The 19754-nt window shown below is 71.1% G+C and carries 13 protein-coding genes; 6 read left to right on the forward strand and 7 right to left on the reverse strand.

Annotated features, from left to right (window positions below; genetic code table 11):
• Positions 1-30: 30 nt before the first annotated feature.
• Positions 31-537, reverse strand: coding sequence for a DUF6912 family protein (locus FHR82_RS00800; RefSeq protein ID WP_184808269.1), 507 nt, complete (start codon positions 535-537; stop codon positions 31-33).
• A gap of 71 nt (positions 538-608) precedes the next feature.
• On the opposite strand from FHR82_RS00800, the gene FHR82_RS00805 reads away from it, so the two are divergent.
• A complete protein-coding gene (locus FHR82_RS00805) occupies positions 609-1358 on the forward strand; it encodes a TrmH family RNA methyltransferase (RefSeq protein WP_184808270.1) in 750 nt (249 codons plus the stop codon).
• Between the two features lie 60 nt (positions 1359-1418).
• Positions 1419-1916 carry an Rv3235 family protein gene (locus FHR82_RS00810; protein ID WP_184808271.1) on the forward strand — a complete coding sequence of 166 codons (498 nt, stop codon included), beginning with the start codon at positions 1419-1421 and terminating at the stop codon, positions 1914-1916.
• 271 nt (positions 1917-2187) lie between these two features.
• Here FHR82_RS00810 and FHR82_RS00815 read toward each other — a convergent pair whose 3' ends face one another.
• Positions 2188-3189 carry a medium chain dehydrogenase/reductase family protein gene (locus tag FHR82_RS00815; RefSeq protein WP_184808272.1) on the reverse strand — a complete coding sequence of 334 codons (1002 nt, stop codon included), beginning with the start codon at positions 3187-3189 and terminating at the stop codon, positions 2188-2190.
• A 158-nt stretch (positions 3190-3347) separates the two neighbouring features.
• Between FHR82_RS00815 and pruA the strand changes: the two genes are divergently transcribed.
• The gene (pruA, locus tag FHR82_RS00820; protein ID WP_184808273.1) at positions 3348-4976 is read left to right on the forward strand and encodes an L-glutamate gamma-semialdehyde dehydrogenase; all 1629 of its coding nucleotides are present in this window, start codon (positions 3348-3350) and stop codon (positions 4974-4976) included.
• On the opposite strand, the gene FHR82_RS00825 is transcribed toward pruA, so the two are convergent.
• The 3 genes from FHR82_RS00825 to FHR82_RS00835 form a co-directional block, all read right to left on the reverse strand.
• Positions 4977-5945 carry an LCP family protein gene (locus tag FHR82_RS00825; protein WP_184808274.1) on the reverse strand — a complete coding sequence of 323 codons (969 nt, stop codon included), beginning with the start codon at positions 5943-5945 and terminating at the stop codon, positions 4977-4979. It abuts the gene before it with no gap.
• On the reverse strand, positions 5942-6376 hold the full coding sequence (locus FHR82_RS00830; protein WP_376706388.1) for a sigma-70 family RNA polymerase sigma factor: 435 nt from the start codon (positions 6374-6376) through the stop codon (positions 5942-5944). Before FHR82_RS00830 ends, FHR82_RS00825 begins: the two co-directional genes overlap by 4 nt.
• Before the next feature lie 150 nt (positions 6377-6526).
• Positions 6527-9913, reverse strand: a complete 3387-nt coding sequence (locus FHR82_RS00835; RefSeq protein WP_184808276.1) for an NACHT domain-containing protein — start codon at positions 9911-9913, stop codon at positions 6527-6529.
• 131 nt (positions 9914-10044) lie between these two features.
• Here FHR82_RS00835 and FHR82_RS00840 point away from each other — a divergent pair, with 131 nt between their 5' ends.
• The 3 genes from FHR82_RS00840 (at position 10045) to FHR82_RS00850 (ending at position 17388) form a co-directional block, all read left to right on the forward strand.
• Positions 10045-13290 carry a S8 family serine peptidase gene (locus FHR82_RS00840; RefSeq protein WP_184808277.1) on the forward strand — a complete coding sequence of 1082 codons (3246 nt, stop codon included), beginning with the start codon at positions 10045-10047 and terminating at the stop codon, positions 13288-13290.
• A 61-nt stretch (positions 13291-13351) separates the two neighbouring features.
• The gene (locus tag FHR82_RS00845; protein WP_184808278.1) at positions 13352-16546 is read left to right on the forward strand and encodes a S8 family serine peptidase; all 3195 of its coding nucleotides are present in this window, start codon (positions 13352-13354) and stop codon (positions 16544-16546) included.
• A 59-nt stretch (positions 16547-16605) separates the two neighbouring features.
• Complete coding sequence (locus FHR82_RS00850; protein WP_221463240.1) at positions 16606-17388, forward strand: alpha/beta fold hydrolase; 783 nt, start codon at positions 16606-16608, stop codon at positions 17386-17388.
• Between the two features lie 72 nt (positions 17389-17460).
• Here FHR82_RS00850 and FHR82_RS00855 read toward each other — a convergent pair whose 3' ends face one another.
• Both FHR82_RS00855 and rsgA read right to left on the reverse strand, forming a co-directional pair.
• Complete coding sequence (locus FHR82_RS00855; RefSeq protein ID WP_184808279.1) at positions 17461-18303, reverse strand: SCO4651 family lipoprotein; 843 nt, start codon at positions 18301-18303, stop codon at positions 17461-17463.
• A 424-nt stretch (positions 18304-18727) separates the two neighbouring features.
• Positions 18728-19753, reverse strand: a complete 1026-nt coding sequence (rsgA, locus tag FHR82_RS00860) for a ribosome small subunit-dependent GTPase A (protein WP_184808280.1) — start codon at positions 19751-19753, stop codon at positions 18728-18730.
• Position 19754: the final 1 nt, after the last annotated feature.

The following is a 19754-nucleotide window of genomic DNA, read 5'->3' on the forward strand; positions in this document are numbered from 1 at the left end:
CGAGGCATCAGCCTTCGGTCGGGGGCTGGGTCAGAGCAGTTCCAGCAGGAACGGCAGCTCTTCCGGGGAGTACCACGCCAGTTCGTGGTCCTCGGCCTCGCCGAGGGTGAACTCCGCGTCGCCGTCGCCCAGGTCTGCCTGGTCGATCACCGCGGCCGCGGCACGGACGGCTGGTTCGGCGTCCGAGGTGTCCAGGTGTACCGCCGCGACCTGCTTCAGCTGCACCGGCCCGGACAGGCGCACCACCGAGTAGTCCAGGTCGGGTCGGAGGGTGGCGCCGTCGACGTCCGCCGAGACCACGGCGCGCCTCGGCAACACCAGTTCCGGATCCTCTTCGAGCTCGGCCGCCAGCAGGCGCAGGGACGCGCGGGACGCCTCCAGCATGGCCGCGTACTCCAGCTCCTCGGACGACCCCGATGCGTAGGACTCCCGCAGCATCGGGGTCAGCGCGAACGCCGTGCCGCTCACCGCGGACAGCTCGCCTGCGGCGTTCAGCGTCCGCAGCATCAACACCGTTGCCGGTATGTAGACCCTCACCGTGCTCCCGTTCCCTCTGCGGCGGGCAAGGCCTAGATCCTGGCACACCGGCGACGTGCGATGCTCTCGCCGTGGACGGCCAATCACCCAAGGACCGGTTCGTGACCGTGTTCGGTCGCAAGCCCGTACTGGAGGCGCTCGCCGATCGGCGGCTCGACGTGGACAAGGTCATTCTCGCCGACAACGCCCGCGGCGGCGCCGCCAAGGAGATCATCGACGCCGCTGGCGCGCGTTCCGTGCGGGTCGAGCGGGCCAGTGCGCACCGCGTGAAGGTGCTGGCGGGTAACGGGAAGCAGGACCAGGGGGTGCTCGCCGACGTCGTCGCGCCGCGGATGCGGCGGCTGGTCGACGGGCTCGCCGCGCGGCCCGCGACCGTGCTCGTGCTCGACGGGATCACCACCCCGGCCAACGTCGGGATGATCCTGCGGACCGCCACCGCCGCCGGGATCGAAGGGATCGTCGTGCCCCGGCGTGGCGTGGCGGGCATCGACCCGCTGGTCGTGAAGGCCTCCGCCGGAGTCGCGTTCCACGCGCCGGTGCTGCGCTGCTACACGGCCGAGGAGGCGTGCGCCGCGCTCCGCGACGCCGGTTACCCGCTGTACGCGCTGGACGGTGCCGCCCGCCAGTCGTTGTTCGACGCCACGCTGCCGCGCCGGGCCGCCTATGTGCTCGGCGGGGAGACGGCCGGGGTGAGTCCCGAGGTCCGCAAGCACGTCACGGGCCTGGCCTCGATCCCGATGGCGGGCGGGGTCGAGTCGCTGAACGTCGCCAGTGCGGCTGCCGTGCTGTGCTTCGAGCTGGTTCGTCGGCACGGTCAGTAACCGGACCATCCCATGGGGTGGTCTTTGTCCGGAATGGACGGTCCCTCAGCTCAGTAGGGCATGACCGTTCCAGCTCTACCTGACGAGCCGTGCCATCTCCAGTTCCGGCGGCTGCCGGACTACGAACCGGACTGCGATCCGGACGGGATCGGGCCACCCATGCGGTGGTCGAGCCTGCGTCCCGCGACCGGCCCGCAGCTGCGCCTGGTGCCGCCCGCGCCGGAGCCTGACGGACCGCCCGTGGCTCCTGCCGCGTTGGCGCAGGTGCTGCGGCGGGTGCTGGAGGTGCTGGACGGGCGGCGGCCGGTGAACCAACTGCGGACGTTGTTGCCGGATGTGGCGTTCGAGGCGCTGCTCACGAGGTTGCGGACCGTGCGGCCGGGGGGTCGGCACGTGCTGCGGAAGCTGCGGACGTGTTACCCGACGAGGTCCGCGGTCGAGGTGAGCGCGGTGATCGGGATCAGCTCGCCCGCCGGGCGGGAGCGGGTGGTGGCGGCCGCGGCACGGTTCGAGCGCCACGGCGACCGGTGGCTGTGCGCGGTGCTGCGCATTCTGTGACGGGTTTGGCCTCCGGCCCCCGGTTTCCACGCTACGGCGCACCACCGACCAAACCGCCCGCCGCGCACCTGCCGGCGGGCGGTTTGTCCACAGGTCGATGAGTTGTCCACAGTTGGGCCGGCGCGCCTTGCTTTATCCACCCCACCTGGTAGACTGGCAAGGCGGGACGCCCCCGGGACAGGGTGGGGGTTGCGTTCCGGCCGGTTTCGGTTCTGAGCTGGCCGTGGGGTGGCGGTCGGCGTCTCGGAAGGCGCTTTCGGGGCATCGGGCTTCACGCCTCCAGGACGATCTTGCCCGTCGCCTTGCCGTTCATCAGCAGGCGCAGGCCTTCCGCCGCTTCCTTCATCGGCAGGCGCTGGTCGATCGGGGGGACCAGTTTTCCCTCGGCGACCAGTTGGTAGACCTCCACCAGCGCGCGGTTGAACGACGCTCCCGGCTTCACGTAGTAGAACGACGCCCGGCGGCCCCGCGCCCTGCCCAGTGGCTTGCCCAGCCACCACGACGCGAACCTCCGGATGGTCCGCAGGTACGGCACGACCCAGTGGTTGTTGTCGTTCAGCGTGCTGGCACTGCCGTAGTTCACCAGGATCCCGCCGTCGGCCAGCAGGTCGTACGACACCCGCAGGCTGTCGCCGCCGAGGTGGTCGAACACCGCGTCCACGCCGCCCGGCGCCAGTTCGCGCACCCGCGCCGCCACGTCCTCCGTGCGGTAGTCGATCGGGGTCGCGCCCAGGGTCCGGACCGCGTCGTGCTTCGACTGCGACGCCGTGCCCAGGACTTTCGCGCCCGCCGCCACCGTCAACTGCACCAGCAGCGTGCCCACGCCGCCCGACGCGCCGTGCACGAGCACCGTCTGGCCGGGCCGGACCGCCGCGGTCTGGTGGACCATCTGCCACGCCGTGACGCCGTTCATCGTCGCCGCCGCGGCCACGCCCGCGTCCAGGCCGTCCGGGACCGGCACCAGGCGGTCGGCCTTCACGGCCACGTGGGTGCGCCACGCGCCGGTCACCATCAGCGCCGCCACCCGGTCGCCGACGGCCACGCCCGTCACGTCCTCCCCGAGTGACGTGACCTCGCCGACCAGGTCGTAGCCCGGCACGAACGGGTACTTCGGCTGCATCGGGTAGCGGTGGCTCAGCATCTGCACCTCCGCGAAGCTCACGCCGCTCGCCAGCACCCGCACCAGTGCCTCGCCGCGACCGGGCGCGGGCGAGTCGGTGTCGGCGACCCGCAGCTTCTCCGGGCCGCCGCGGTCGGTCAGGACGATCTCCATGTCAGCTCCTTGGTTAGATGTTCTAACACAAATTAGAGCCTCTCAAAGTCACGCTGTCAAGCGGACGGCGCGCACCCCGGGGAAGGCGTGACACTATGGCGGTACATCAGCCGAGAACGGTCACAAACCGTCCGACTTCCGAGGAGGCGAGCCAACCCATGGACGCCGTTTCGTCTGTGCCCGAGCCGGTCAACGAGCCGGTGCGCGGCTATGCGCCGGGCAGTGCCGAGCGCGAGTCACTGCAGCGCAGGATCGCCGAGCTGGAGGGTGAGCGGCACGAGCTCACGATGACGATCGGCGGGGAGCGGCGGATGGCGGGCGGCGACCCCATCGACGTCGTCCAGCCGCACGACCACCGGCACGTCCTCGGTGTGTCCGGGCAGGCCACCGGCAAGGACGTCGCGGACGCCGTCGCCGCCGCGAAGCAGGCCGCCCCGGCCTGGCGCGACCTGCCGTTCGACGAGCGGGCCGCCGTGCTGCTGCGCGCCGCCGACCTGCTGTCCGGCCCCTGGCGCGACACGATCAACGCCGCGACGGTCCTCGGCCAGTCCAAGTCCGCCCAGCAGGCCGAGATCGACAGCGCGTGCGAGCTGATCGACTTCTGGCGGTTCAACGTCTCCTACGCGCGCCGCGTGCTCGCCGAGCAGCCCGCGTCCAGCCCCGGTGTGTGGAACCGGTTCGACCACCGGCCGCTCGACGGGTTCGTCACCGCGATCACCCCGTTCAACTTCACCGCCATCGCGGGCAACCTGCCGACCGCGCCCGCGCTCATGGGCAACACGGTCGTCTGGAAGCCGTCGCCCACCCAGCAGCTCGCCGCGCACTACACGATGCGCCTGCTCGAGGCCGCGGGCCTGCCACCCGGTGTGATCAACATGGTGACCGGCGACGGCGCCGCGGTCAGCGAGGTCGCGATGACCGACCCGGACTTCGCCGGCCTGCACTTCACCGGCTCCACCAAGACGTTCCGGCACCTGTGGCGCCTGATGGGCGAGCAGCTGGACACCTACCGCTCGTACCCGAGGATCGTCGGCGAGACCGGCGGCAAGGACTTCGTCGTCGCGCACCGCTCCGCGGACCCGGCCGCGGTCGCGATCGGCCTCGTGCGCGGTGCTTTCGAGTACCAGGGCCAGAAGTGCTCGGCCGCGTCCCGCGCGTACATCTCGCGGTCGCTGTGGGAGGGCGGCCTGCGGGAGCAGCTGGTCGACCTGACGACGTCGCTGTCCTACGGCGATGTCACCGACTTCAGCCACTTCGGTGGCGCGGTGATCGACTCGCGGGCCTTCGCCAAGCACAAGGACGTCCTCGCCCGCGCGGCGAACACGGCCACGCTCGAGGTCCTGGCCGGCGGCACCTGCGACGACTCGGTCGGCTACTTCGTGCAGCCCACCGTCCTGCTCGGCTCCGACCCGACCGACGAGGTGTTCACCACCGAGTGGTTCGGCCCGATCCTCGCGGTCACGGTGTTCGACGACAGCGACTACGGCAAGGTCCTCGAGCTGGTCGACACGTCCACGCCGTACGCGCTCACCGGGGCGGTGTTCGCCACCGACCGCGCCGCCATCGAGGAGGCGCACCGGACGCTGCGCTTCGCGGCGGGCAACTTCTACGTCAACGACAAGCCGACCGGCGCGGTCGTCGGCCAGCAGCCGTTCGGCGGCAGCCGTGGCTCCGGCACCAACGACAAGGCGGGCTCGATCTACAACCTGCAGCGGTGGGTGAGCCCGCGCTCGGTCAAGGAGACGTTCGTCCCCGCGACCGAGCACGGCTACCCGCACATGGGCTGATCAGTTCACGCAGGGCACGCCGTCCACGGGCGGCGTGCCCTTGATCCCGCCCACGTACTCCGTGACCTGGGCGGGGTCGACGGCGACGACCGAGCCGGCGCCGGGGACCTCGTGTGCACCGTCGGTGATCGGGATCGTGCCGACGTGCAGCGACGGTGCCGCGGCCAGCTGCCCGGCGAGGCCGAGGAGGTCGAGCCCGGGGTCGGTCTGGAGCCTGCCCGCCACGGCGTCGACGAGCTCGGTGAGGTCGGCGTCGCCGAGCTTGGCCACCACACCCTGCAGGAACACCTGCGCGCGCTTGACCCGGTCGAAGTCGCCGTTCGGCAGGCCGTGGCGCTGGCGGACGAACCCGAGCGCCGCGTCGCCGGTGACCACCTGCTCACCGGCGGGCAGGTCGACGCCCGCGTAGGGGTCCTCGGCGGGTGCGTTCAGGCACACCCGCACCCCGCCGACCGCGTCGGCGAGGTCGGCGAACGCGGCCATGTCGACGAACGCGTAGTGCTCGGGCTGCACCCCGGTCAGGTCGCGGACCACGTCGAGCAGCTTGTCGGTGTCGAAGAACTTCCTGACCTGGCTGATCCTGAGCGGCGGGCCCTCCGGCAGGTGGACCCAGGAGTCGCGTGGCAGTGACACCAGGCTCACGGCGCCGTCCTCGTGGACCTGCGCGAGCGCGAGCGTGTCGGTGCGGCCCTCGGCGTCGAGCCCGCCCACCAGGACGCTCGTCGGCTGGACCGTGTTCTGCTGCGGCTGGTCGGCGGCGGGCGGGGCGCTGCGGCGGAACACCTCGGGGATCACGAACGTGGCCACCGCGGCGATGACCACCACCACGGCCGCGGTGGCGAGCACCAGCCCGTACCGGCGCCGCGGCTTGCCGCGCAGGGTGTCGAGGACCTCGCGGCCGTCGACGGCGCGGGCCGCCTGGTCGGCGAACACGTCCCGGATGAGCTGTTCTGTGCGGTCCTCGGTCATGAGTAGGCCTCGCTCACGTGGTGCTGGTGTGCGGCGCGCAGGGTCGACAGGGCGCGCGAGATGTGGCTGCGGACCGTGCCAGCCGAGCAGCCGAGCAGGTCGGCGATCTCGGCGTCGGTGCGGTCCTCGTAGTAGCGGAGCACGAGTGCGGCGCGTTGTTTGCGGGGCAGGGTCGCGATCCTGCCCCGCATGGCGTCGCGTTCCGCGTAGCCCGTGGCGTGGTCGGCGGTCGGGGTCCCGAGCGCGTCCAGCGTGCTGTGCGAAACGGCGCGAGCCGCCCTGCGCCGCCGCCACGACAGGTACTCGTTGATGATCATGCGGCGCACGTAGGAGTCCCGCGCCTGCAACTGGCCGATGTGCGACCACTTCCGCTGCGCCCGCAGGAGCACCTCCTGGACCACGTCCTGCGCGAGGTGGGGATCGCAGGTCATGGCGGTCGCGAACCGCAGGAGGCGGTCGAGCCGGTCGACCACGTACTGGTCGAAGCTGTCCAGCACCACGACTCCGTTCTGTGTCGGTGAGGGTCGCCCGTAGAACGTGGCCGGGTGGTCGTTTTGTTGAGTCCGTTCGCAGACTCCTGGTCAGGCGGTCATCCAGGCGCGCAGCGCGCGCAGGCTGTTCTTCGCCGGCCGGGCGAGCCGGTCGTCGGCGAGGGCGGTGTCGAGGGTGGCGATCGCGGTGTCCCGGTTGCCGCACCCGATCAGACGAGACGCGGCCTCGACACCGTGTGCGATCTCGTCGCCGTGGTGGCGGACCACGTCCAGCCACACCGCGACCGCCGCGTCGAGCAGCCCTTCCTTCGCGAACGCCTCGGCGACCTCGAGCCGGTACTTCGCGAGGACGTCGCGGGTGAGGACTTCGGTGAGGATCTCGTCGGCAGCCGCCGCGCCGCCGATGGCGAGCCACGCTTCGACGGCGGTGTCCAGCCAGGTCCGGTCGATGTTGGTGCGGACCGCCCTGCGTGCGGCGGCGATCGCTTCCTCGGTCCGCCCGATCCTGCTCAGGCCCTCGATGAGGTGCACGTGTTGGTAGCCGGCCACGTCGGGCAGCACGTCGGCGATGGCGGCCAGCAGCTCGTCCGTCAGCCCGATCTTCTCGTTGCCGAGGATCTCCTCGACGAGGAGATCGGAGAACACCTCCATCCGCACGCCCTTGACCAGCATGTCCACGATCAGGCCGCGCCCCAGGTCCACGTGGCCTGCCCGGCACAGGATCTCCGCGGCTTCCGTCTGGTGGCGTGGGTCGAGCCCCGCCGCGAGGCGGTGCACCTCCTCGGCCGTGCCGTGATCGCCGGACGCCAGCAGCACCTCGGCGATGAGGGCGAAGTCGTACGGGCCGATCAACGGCTCCGCGAGCGCGGCGCGGAGGCGCTCGGCGATCGCCGGCACTTCGCCGAGCCCGGTCAACAGCCGCGCGAGCTGCGCGAGATGTTCTGCCCTGAGGTGGTTCGCTTCCTCGACGGTCCGGAGCAGCTCGGCTTTGGCGCCGCATTCGGTCAGCACGTACGCGGCGCTGTGGAACTCGCTCCCGTCGATCGTCGAGCGGGCCAGGGCGCGTCGTGCCAGGTCGACCGCGAAGGTCTGGTGTCCGCGCTCGTGGAGCCGCTTGGCCGCCCACGTCAGGTGCGATGTCGAGAAGACCTCCGCCGAGGACAGGATGTCGGCCGCGCGTCCGCGGTCCGCCGCGGCCGCGACAGCGAGGACGAAGTCCTCCTCCGGCACGTTGGGCACGGCCAGGACCAGCGTGATCGCCCAGTCAGCGTCGTCAGCACGGCCGGAGCGCACGGCGAGGTCGGCGAGTACACCCCAGCCCACCGCGCTGTCGCCGACGGTGTCGGCGATCCGGGCGGCACCGGGCGGCAGGGGCAGGTCCGCGCCGGGCCGCACTGCCGGGTCGGCACGCAACGTCGTGCACAACGCGCCGACGAGCCGGGCCGCCGCGTCGGTCATCTCGTGCTCGAGCATGAGCTGGGCGACGGCCATGACCGTCAGATGGTCGTTTCGGTGTTCTGCCGTGCGCACGAGCACCCGTTCCGCACGTGCCAGGCCGTCGGGCACCAGCTCACCCAGCGCCGACACGGATCGCCGGATCGCCGTGAGCCCGGCGTCCTCGGCGAACCGGGTCAGCCACTCGGCAGCCTCCTCCGGCGCCACCAGCTTCCCCAGCGCGACCGCGCACTCGATCCGGACGGTCTCGGCCAGGTGCGGGTCGTCGCGCATGGTCCGCAAGCGGTTCAGCACGGGATCGCCGAGGGACGCGGAGGAAAGCCCGCCGAGCACCTCGCCGACCTCCTCGGCGTCGTCCCAGGCGTCGGCGAGCGCGCCAGTGCACAGCAGCAGGTCCACCAAGCGGTCCACGACCGACGCGGCCAGCTCGGGATCCGCTTCGATGTCCTCGGCGAGCAGCCGCCCGGCGAGCAGCACCTTCTCCTTCGTCCCGGCGAGCAGTGTGCGCAGCACCCGGCCGATGTCGTGGTTGTTCCTGCCCCACAACACGAACGTGAACAAGGCGTACGCGCGGCCCGCGTCCGAGAGGCCACGCTCGATCCACTCGTCGAGATCCGGGAAGTCCGAGGGGATCGCGCCCGCGCTGTACCGCGCCGCCAGGAACTCCGCGAACGAGTGGTGCCGGAACTCGAGGTCCTTCTCCGTGCGGGTGAAGACACCGGTGCCCGCGAGCACCTCCGCCAGGTCGGACTGCCACGCGGCGGGCAACGCGTCCCGGCGGGTCCGCACCCAGTCGTACGCGGCGTCCAGCAGCGACTCCGCGTGCATCCGGCCGGCCGCCATGTGCTCGATGATCTCGACGCGGTGCTGGTGCGCCCACTCCACCAGCGCGAGCCGGTCCGGTGTCGTGTGCAGCGACCGGCGCAGGTCGGCCAACGTGTCGCGCCTGCGCGGGTGGTCGTCCAGCAGGTAGGTCATGAACCGCTCGTACAGGCGCATGCGGCTGTTCGGCAGCGGGCGGCCGGGTTCCAGCGTCTTGGCGATGGCCGCGATCGTCGCGAGCAGCGGGTTGCGGAGGAGATCGCGCAGCCTGCTGTCGTGGGCCTGGCTGAGGAAGTCCTCTGCGCGGCCGGTGTAGTCGATGGGGCTCTGCGCCCGGAACCAGTGGTTGGCGAACTCCGCCAGCCCGGACCTGCCGAACGGCTGGATCACCACGGTCGCCACGCCCGCCTTGTCCAGCGGATCCATCTCGGCCTTCGGCAGCTGCCGGGTGGTGATCACCAGCCGCTGGTCGGTGTTCCTCCGGATCTGGTGGACGAGCGTGGTGATGAGCCGCGCACGGGCTTCGGGCTCGGTGATCTCGTCGAGGCCGTCGATGAAGACCAGCCAGCGTGCGCCGAGGGAGCGGCGGGCCAGCACCTCCGGTTTCGGCCGTTGCGAGAGCAACCCGCCGAGGGTTTCTTCCGTACCGGCCGCGAGGAGTTCGGCCCACGCCTTGTTCTCCACCAGCGCCCGCGCGGGAATCCGCAGCGGCAGGACCGGCTCGGCGAGCGGCGGCGGCCCCGGATGCCCGTCGGTGAGCCACAGTTCGGCGATCTGGCGGACGTACATGTAGCCGACCGTCGACTTGCCGCTGCCGGGGTCACCCGTGATCAGCAGGTGCCCGCTGCCGTTCAGCGCGTCGGTGACGTTCAGGATGCGTTCTTCGTGCTGCGGCTTGTGGTCGGACTCCTGCGAACGCTCGGTCTGGGTGGTGCGTACGTACTGCCGGACGTACACCTCGGTGAGCGTGGGCTGCTTCACCCCCAACAGCCGGTACGGCAACGGTTCTGTGGCTTGGAGCTGGGCTTCCAGCAGGTCACGCAGTGCGGGTGTCAGCGGCGGCCGGTCCGCCCACGACGTCAGTGGCGGCACGTTTTGTTCTTCGGCGGTACCCATGTGCAGGGTCACCTGGTCGATGCTGCCCGCCTGGACGACCGGGCCTGTGACGTGCCCGCTGATCTCGTTGCGCCAATCGACCATGTGACAGTTCTACGCGGGTCCAGCGGATCCCGTGAACGCGGACGAGGCAACCGGGCAACAGTAGGTGGCGTACTGATCACTAGCTGGAGCGGCAACCGGTGAGGTGTTGCCGTGTTCATCCTGGAGGGCTGATGATCCACAAACGGGCTCGGGTGGGCCTGCTCGCCGCGGCGGTCGCCGCGGGCGTGGCGGTACCCGCTCTGGGGGCGCCCGGTGCCACCGCGGCACCCGGCACAGCGGCACCTGGCGCGGCACCGGGCGGACCGACGGTCACGCTGCTGACCGGCGACAAGGTGACCATCGGCGGGACGCACGGGGTGCGGGTGCGTGCCGCGGAGGGGCGCGAGCACATCTCCTTCTACACGCGCAAGGACGAGCGGGGCGACACGCACGTCATCCCGGAGGACGCGGTTTCCCTGCTGTCGCAGGGGAAGCTGGACCCTCGGCTGTTCGACGTGACCGAGCTGGCCCGCATCGGCTACGACGACGCGTCCCGGAAGTCCCTGCCGCTGATCGTGGACTACGCGGGTGCCACCCCGCGGGCGGCGGGGGCGCAGGCGAGCCGGGAGCTTCCGACGATGAGCGCGGCGGCGGTGTCCGTCGACCGGTCCGCCGCCTACTGGCCGACCGCGCGGCAGGCCAACAAGGTCTGGCTCGACGGTCCGGTCACGGCGAGCCTCGACCACTCCGTGCCGCAGATCGGCGCGCCGGACGCGTGGGCCGCGGGCCACACAGGTGCGGGCGCGACCGTCGCCGTGCTGGACACCGGCATCGACACCACGCACGCGGACCTGAGCGACGCGGTGACGGGAGGCAAGAACTTCACCGACAGCGACACCGATGACGATCGCTTCGGGCACGGCACGCACGTCGCCTCGATCATCACCGGCAACGGCGCCGCGAGCGGCGGCAAGTACCAGGGTGTCGCGCCGGATGCCAAGCTGCTCAACGGGAAGGTGCTCGGCGACTTCGGCGGCGGTCAGGAGTCGTGGATCATCGCCGGCATGGAGTGGGCGGCCCAGAGCGGCGCCGACGTCATCAACATGAGCCTCGGCAGCTCGATGCCCAGCGACGGGACCGACCCGATGTCGCAGGCCGTCAACCGGATCACCGCCGACACCGGCGCGTTGTTCGTGATCTCCTCGGGCAACTCCGGGCCCGGTGACGAGTCCATCGGCAGCCCGGCCGCGGCCGACGCGGCGCTGACCGTCGGTGCCGTGGACCGCGAGGACCGGCTGGCCGAGTTCTCCAGCCGGGGCCCCCGCTGGGAGGACGGCGCGATCAAGCCGGACATCACCGCACCGGGCGTGGACATCGTGGCCGCCAAGGCCGCGAACGGTGTGATCGGTGACCCCGCGCCCGAGGGCTACGTGTCGCTCTCGGGCACGTCCATGGCCGCGCCGCACGTCGCCGGTGCCGCCGCGATCGTCGCCGCGCAGCACCCCGACTGGGCCGCTGACCAGCTCAAGGCGACCCTCATGGGCAGCGCGGCGCCGAACGCCGAACTGAGTGTGTTCGAGCAGGGCGCGGGGCGCGTCGACGTCGCGGCCGCCACCACGGCCACGGTCTTCGCGAGTCCCGCGAGCGTGAACAACGGCACCGCACAGTGGCCGCACGACGACGACCAGCCGATCGCCAAGACCCTGACCTACACCAACACCGGCACCGAGCCGGTCACGCTGGACCTCGCCGCCGACATCACCGGACCGGCCGGATCGCCCGCGCCGCAAGGGATGTTCACGCTCGGGGCCACCCAGCTGACCGTCCCGGCCGGCGGGCAGGCGAGCACGACCGTCACCACCGACACGAAGGTCGACACCGCGGACAGCCTGTACAGCGGCGTGATCACCGCGACCGGTGGCGGAGCCGAGGTGCGCACGCCGGTGGCCGTGAACCGCGAGGTCGAGAGCTACGACGTCACGGTGAACTTCCTCGACCACGACGGCAAGCCGACCGACCAGTACTTCTACCGGTTCGTGGACGTCAACAACCCCAAGGCGTACCTGCCCTTCGACCCGTCCGGCACGGTCGTCGTGCGGCTGCCCAAGGGCGAGTTCTACTTCGAGGCCTCGGTCCAGAAGGAGATCGGCGAGTACGACTACCTCAACGCCCAGTTCGCCGAGCCCGCGTTCACCGTCACCGGCGACGCCGAGCTGACCGTCGACGCGCGCGAGGCGAAGCCGTTCGGGTTCACCATCGACAAGCCGAACGCGGGTCAGGGCGCCGGGATCTTCCAGTTCGCGCTGGAGACCGCGTGGGGCCACACGGGCACGACCGCGTTCGTCGGCAGCTTCGACGACTTCACCATCAAACCCGCCACGACCACGAAGGAGGACAAGTTCTCCTTCATGGCCGAAGCCCGCATGGCGGAGGAGAACGGCGAGTCGTTCGAGGGCAGCCCGTACCTGTACAACCTGCGGCACACCGAGAACGGCACCGTGCCGGAGGTCCTGGAGTGGCGCGTCCGCGACCGGCAGCTGGCGAAGGTCAAGGGTGAGTACGCGGTGGCCACGCCGGGCATGATCGGCGTGCGGGAACAGTTCCTGCCCGTCCCGCTGCCGTCCACGCTCACCGAGTACTACACGCCGGGCGTGCCGTGGGACGCCACGTTCTTCGAGACGCCCGACATGGAGACCTTCCCGCCGATGGCGATGGCGTTCCAGATCGAGCCGAAGACCTACCGGCCCGGCCGCACCACGACCGAGCAGTGGAACCTCGGCGTGTTCTCACCCGCGTTCCCGACGAGCCCGTACGCGGGTGACTTCGCGGGCAGGCTCGGCGACGACACCCGGTTCGACCTGCCGTTGTTCAGCGACCAGGACGGCGCGCGGGCCGGGTACTCGCCCAGCGACGGCAGCACCACGCTCCTGCGGGACGGCGAGGAGGTCGCCGAGGAGCCGTACCCGGGTTCCCTGCGGACGATCCTGCCGCCGGAGCGGGCCGAGTACACGCTGCACACCACCGCGACACGGCCCGCGCCCGCTCGTCTGTCCACTCAGGTCAGTGCGGAGTGGACGTTCGCGTCGGAGCACAACGGCGGTGTGGACCCGGTGTTCCTGCCGCTGCTGGCGCTGCGGTTCGCGCCGGAGCTGGACGACCACAACGCGGCACCGGCCGGGAAGCGGTTCACCATCCCGGTGTCCGTGCAGCGCAACGGCACGCACGAGGTCGGCCGCGTGGACACGCCGGTCGTCGAGGTCTCCTACGACGACGGCAAGACGTGGCAGAAGGCCAAGGTCAGCCGTGACCACGGCCAGTGGAAGGCGAAGGTCGAGCACCCGGACGACGCGCGGTTCGTGTCGCTGCGCGCGAGCGTCGCGGACGGGGACGGCAACAGCCACAGCCAGACCGTCATCCGCGCGTATGCGCTGAAGTAAGCAACCTGACGCCCGTCAGCCGGCGTTTTGATCACGGTCGAAACGTCCATCTGGAGGGCAGATGATCCACAAACGGGCTCCGTTGAGCCTGCTCGCCGCGGCGGTCGCCGCGAGCGTGGTCGTACCGGCGGCGGCAGCCGCCCCGGGTGCCGTGGCGGCACCCGCCGCCGGTACGACCGTCACGTTGCTGACCGGGGACAAGGTCGTCGTCGGCGGGATGTACGGGGCGCGGGTGCTCCCGGCCAAGGGCCGGGAGCACATCGCGTTCCAGGTCCGCCGGGACACCGACGGCGACACGCACGTCGTCCCGTCCGACGCGGTTCCCCTGCTGGCACGGGGGAAGCTCGATCCCCGGCTGTTCGACGTCACCGAGCTGGTCCGTGCCGGCTACGACGACGCGTCCAGGAAGATGTTGCCGCTGATCGTGGACTACGCGGGCGCGACGCCACGCGCCGCGGGCGCGCGGGTCAGCCGGGAACTCCACACCATGGGCGCGTCAGCGGTGTCCGTCGACCGCTCCGCCGCCTACTGGCCGACCGCGCGGCGGGCCGACAAGGTCTGGCTGGACGGTCCGGTGAAGGCGAACCTCGACCACTCCGTGCCGCGGATCGGCGCGCCGGACGCGTGGGCCGCCGGGCACGCGGGCGATGGCGCGACCGTCGCCGTGCTGGACACCGGCATCGACGTCACGCACCCCGACCTGTCCGACGCCGTGGTCGGCGCGCGGAACTTCACCGACAGCGACACTGAAGACGACCGCCTTGGCCACGGCACGCACGTCGCGTCGATCATCACCGGTGCGGGCGACCCGCACCGCGGCGTCGCGCCGGATGCCAAGCTGCTCAACGGGAAGGTGCTCGGCGACTTCGGCGGCGGTCAGGAGTCCTGGATCATCGCCGGCATGGAGTGGGCCGCGGGAAGCGGTGCCGACGTGGTGAACATGAGCCTCGGCTCGTTCTTCGGCAGCGACGGCACCGACCCGATGTCCCAGGCCGTCAACCGGATCACCGCCGAGACCGGCACGCTGTTCGTGATCTCCTCCGGCAACAGCGGTCCCGGCGAGGGCAGCGTCGGCAGTCCTGGCGCCGCGGACGCCGCGCTGACCGTCGGCGCGGTCGACCGCGAGGACCAGCTGGCCGACTTCTCCAGCCGCGGCCCGCGCCTCGGGGACAACGGCCTGAAGCCGGACATCACCGCGCCCGGCGTGGACATCGTCGCCGCGAAGGCGAAGAACGGCGTGATCGGCGACCCCGCGGCCGACGGGTACGTGTCGATGTCGGGTACCTCGATGGCCGCGCCGCACGTCGCGGGTGCGGCGGCGATCCTCGCCGCGCAGCACCCGGACTGGGCCGCGGACCAGCTCAAGGGCACCCTCATGGGCTCCGCGGCGCCGAACGACGCGCTGACCGTGTTCGAGCAGGGCGCGGGCCGCGTCGATGTCGCGGCCGCCACGACGGCCACGGTCTTCGCGCACCCCGCGAGCATCGACAACGGGATCGCGCAGTGGCCGCACGACGACGACCAGCCGATCACGAAGACGGTGACCTACACCAACTCCGGCACCGAGCCGCGCACGCTCGACCTCGCGGCCGACGTCGACGGGCCCGGATCCGCCGCCCCGCAAGGGATGTTCACGATCGAACCCGCGCGGCTGACCGTCCCGGCCGGTGGGCAGGCCAGCGCGACCGTCACCACCGACACCCGCGTGGCGGCGGCCGACGGCCGGTACACCGGCGTGGTCACCGCGACCGGCGACGGCCAGGAGGTCCGCACCCCGATCGCGGTCGAACGCGAGGTCGAGAGCTACTCGGTGACCGTGGACGTGTTCGGCTTCGACGGCGCGCCCACCGACACGTACCTCCTGTCGTTCGTGGGACTCGACCAGCAGGTCGCGGTCGCGCCGTGGGAGGAGGACGGCACGGTCGCGGCCCGCCTGCCGAAGGGCCGGTACAGCCTGTCGGCCAGCGTCTACACGCCGAGGGACGCCCAGGACTTCCGCTTCGCCGACATCCTCGAACCCGCGTTCGTCGTCGACGGCGACACGTCGTTCACCGTCGACGCGCGGGAGGCGAAACCCGTCGGGTTCACCGTCGACGAGCCGACCGCCACGTCCGCGCTGTCGGTGATCGCGGCGTCCAACCGCACCGCCTGGGGCGAGAGCACGTCGTCGTTGCACCTGTCGTCGCTCGACGACTACTTCGTCCGCCCGTCCACCACCTCCGACGACGGGTTCGGCATCTCCTTCGACACCCACCTCGCCAAGCCGAACGGGCCGTACTACAACGACAGCCCGTACCTGTACCACCTGCGGCACAGCGAGACCGGCCGGGTTCCGGAGAACCTGCGGTGGCGTGTCAAGGACCATGCCCTCGCGACCGTGCGGACGTCGTACGCGCAGGGCACACCCGGCCTGCTGGGGCTGCGCGAAGGCATGTTCGCCATGGCACTGCCCGCGACGGTCACCGAGTACTACACGCCCGGTGTGCCGTGGGAGAACGTCTTCTACGAGGTCGTCGACCTGGAAATACTGCAGATCGCGTCGGACAGCTTCCAGCTGGACCCGAAGGTCTACCGGGCGGGCCGCACGACGGAACGCTGGAACGTCGGCGTCCGCGGCCCCGCCATGCCTCGGAACCCGTACGGCGCCCACCACACCGCGGGTCGCACGGGTGACGAACTGGCGGTCGAGCTGCCGCTGCTGGCCGACCAGGACCCCGGCCGGATCGGGTACCCGGCGGGCGGGGGCAGCCTGACGTTGCTGCGGGACGGCGAGGTCGTCGACGAGCAGCCGTCCGCGTCGTACGGGGTGTTCGACGTCGGACCCGGGCAGGCGGTGTACACGTTGCGCGCCAACCACGAGCGGACCGGCGCCCGACTGTCCACACAGGTCAGTGCCGAGTGGACGTTCACCTCCGGGCACACGGCGGAGCCGACCGCGCTGCCACTGCTCGCGGTGCGGTTCGCGCCGGACCTGGACGACCGCAACGCGGCACCGGCCGGGAAGCGGTTCGCCATCCCGGTGTACGTGCAGCGCAACGGATCCGGTGTGGCCGGCGTCGGCGCCCCGGCGGTCGAGGTGTCCTACGACGACGGCAGGACGTGGCGGAAGGCCAAGGTCAGCCGTGACCACGGCCGGTGGCGGGCGACCGTCGACCACCCGGCGGGAGCCGAGTTCGTGTCGCTGCGGTCGAGTGTGTCCGACCGGGACGGCAACGCGCAGCGCCAGACCGTGATCAGGGCGTACGCGCTGAAGTGAGACGAGTGGCGCCGCCGCCCGCCATACTGGGAAGGTCACCGACCAGGAGGAGGGCGGCGTTGCCCACCATCGACGTCAACGGCACAATGCTCGGCTACGACGACACCGGCGGCCCCGGCCCCGCGGTCCTGCTGAGCCACTCGCTGTTCTTCGACCGCACGATGTTCGCCGCGCAGGTGGCCGAGTTCGGGCGCCGCTACCGCGTCGTCACCTACGACCACCGAGGGCAGGGCGAGAGCGCCCGGTCCCCGTATGTCGACATGGACACCCTCGCGGACGACGCCGCCTCGCTGGTCACCGCACTGGACCTCGGGCCCGCGCACGTCGTCGGCCACTCGATGGGCGGGTTCGTCGCACTGCGGATCGCCGCACGGCACCCGGAGCTGCTGCGGTCCGCCGTGGTCCTGTCCTCGTCCGCCGACGAGGAGGGGCAGGTCGAGAACTTCCAGGCACTGCTGGAGTACGCGCGCACCGCCGGTATCCCGGAGGCCGTGGATGCCCTGGCGCACACCATGTTCGGCGACACCACGATCGCGGCACGGGTCGCGCTGCTGCAACGCTGGCGGCGCCACTTCGCCGCACTGGACGAGTCGATCCTCACCGCCGCCGAGGGCGTGGTGCACCGCAAGGCGGTCGTCGGTGAGCTGGTCGGCTGCACCGTGCCCATGCTGGTGTTGTCCGGCGCCGAGGACCACGCCTACCCACCGGAACTGTCCCGCCGGATCGCCGACACCGCCGCGAACGCCCAGCACCTCACGGTCCGCGGCGCAGGGCACTCGCTGGCGGTCGAGCGACCGGACGTGGTCAACGACCTCATGGCCGCACACTTCGCGGCCACATAGCCGGGACACCGCAAGCCGGGACACAGAAACGCCCCCGCGTCGTCGCGGGGGCGCTTCTGTGTTCGTGCTGCGTCAGCTGCCCGGGAACTCGGCGATCTCGTCCGCGGCGGGCGCGGTGATGTCCACCGGCTTGCCCCAGTCCGTGTAGTCGATCTGCATCTTGACCGACTCGGTCTTGCCGGAGGCCGGGTTCGGCGTCGGCATGTCCATCGTGAAGCGGACCGGCAGGTCGTCCTCGTCGATCCACACGTCGACCGGGAAGTCCTTCAGACCGGACTGGATCGCCTGGTCCATGGCGGACTTCATCGTCGGGTCTTCCTGGTTCGCGGCCAGTTTCTCGACGTCGACGGTGATCGTGTAGTGCGTGGTCTGCTTGCCGTCGAGCTCTTCTTCCTTGGTGTCGGTGATCTCACCGGCCTTCTCGAACTGCTCGAGCGTCGCACGCGGGTCCGCGTTCTTGCTCATCTGCTCGGTCATGCCGCCGAGGGCCTGCGCCATCGGGTTGCTCTTGTCGTTGGCGTCGATCTTCAGCCACGACTTGCCCGGCTCCAGCTCCTGCGGGAGCTTGATGTAGAAGATGTTGTCCAGCAACACCATCGACATCGTGCCTTCGGGCGTGGTCATGTCCATGGACATGGCCGCGTTGTCGGCGGACATGCGGAGGTCGCCCTCGCCGGTCAGCTGCTGACCAGCAGCGTCCGCCGAGATCTTCATGTGGGCGGTGCTCGTCTCGGACGTCTGCTCGCCGATCGACTTGGCGAGGTCGGCGAGACTCGCCGCCGCCACCGAACCGCCGCCTGAGCTGTCCCCGCCAGAGTTGTTCGACGACGAATCGCCGGATCCCCCGTTGTCCCCGCACGCGCCCAGCGTCAACGCCAACGCGAACGCGGACAGCGCGATGCCTGCCTTGCGCATAGCCTGTTCTCCCTTGGTGAATGTGCGGACAGAGTAGCCCGGACGGCCGCGTCCTATACGCCGGGTGCGCAAGGTTTGTCCGTCCTGATCGGTGAAGTAGTCCCCTGCCTCGCGTTCCTGAGACGGACGCGGCGCGGTTCGGTTCCCGGCTTCGGTCCTTCGTCGGGAAGGAAGTGAGCTAGTGCTGTGTCCACCGACGTCTGCCGGGTCCTGCGGCGGGTCCGGCCAAGCTGACGGTGATCGCCCGTGCCGGGGTGGGCTGGCACAACGGACGTCGTGAGGGCGCCGAGGGGCGCGAGCCCTCACACCACACCGACCCATGCCAAGCCACCGAAGATGCCAACCCAGGGAGCCATCCCGGAGGCCTGCCCCTCCGGCGAGGACAAACCACGAACCCAACACGGCCAACGTAAGTGGACAGCAACTAGTCCACGTGCTCGTCGAGGCGGGCGCGGGAGGTGAGGAGCCTGCGGAGCGACTCGAGCCTGCCCGGCCGGGCCAGGCCCGCCTCGGTGACCACGTCGAGCATGCAGTCCGGGTCCTCGGGCGGGCCGAGGTGACCGCAGTTCGACGGGCACTCCTCCACGGGCTCCACGAACTCGGGGAACGCGGCCACGATGTCGTCCGGCTCGATGTGGGCCAGGCCGAACGAGCGGATGCCCGGCGTGTCCACCACCCAGCCGCCTGCCGGGAGTGGCAGTGCGACGGCCGTGGTCGACGTGTGCCTGCCCTTGCCGACGGCGCTCACGGCGCTCACCGCGCGGAACGCGTCCGGCACCAGCTTGTTGACCAGCGTCGACTTGCCGACACCGGAGTGGCCGACGAGCGCGGACACCTGGTCGGTCAGCCGTTCGCGCACCTCGTCCGGCTCCTGGTCGCTACGCGTGATCAGCATGGGCAGCTCCAGGTCCGCGTACGCCTCGACGATGTCGTCCGCACTCGCGAGGTCAGACTTCGTCAGGCACAGCACCGGTTTCAGGCCACCCGCGTACGCGGCGACGAGGCAGCGGTCGATGAACCCGGTGCGCGGCGGGGGATCGGCGAGCGAGCACACGATCAGCAGCTGCTGCGCGTTCGCCACGACCACCCGCTCGTACGGGTCGTTGTCGTCGGCGGTGCGGCGCAGGACGCTGCTGCGGTCGGCCACCCGCACGACCCGCGCGAGCGTGTCCGGCCGCCCGGACGTGTCACCCACCAGGTCGACGAGGTCGCCGACGACGATCGGGGTACGGCCCAGCTCGCGGGCACGCATCGCGACGACCTCGTGGTCCGGTTTGCCGTCCAGCGCGCACGTCCACCGGCCGCGGTCGACGCCGACGACCATCGCCATGCGCGCGTCGGCGTGCTCCGGCCTGATCTTGCTGCGCGGCCGGGTGCCCTTGCCGGGGCGCACCCGGACATCCGACTCGTCCAGGCGATCCCAGTCCGACTTCCGGCCGCGTCTGCTCATG

It is taken from the genome of Actinophytocola algeriensis, assembly GCF_014203735.1.
In the GTDB taxonomy this organism is placed as follows: Bacteria; Actinomycetota; Actinomycetes; order Mycobacteriales; family Pseudonocardiaceae; genus Actinophytocola; species Actinophytocola algeriensis.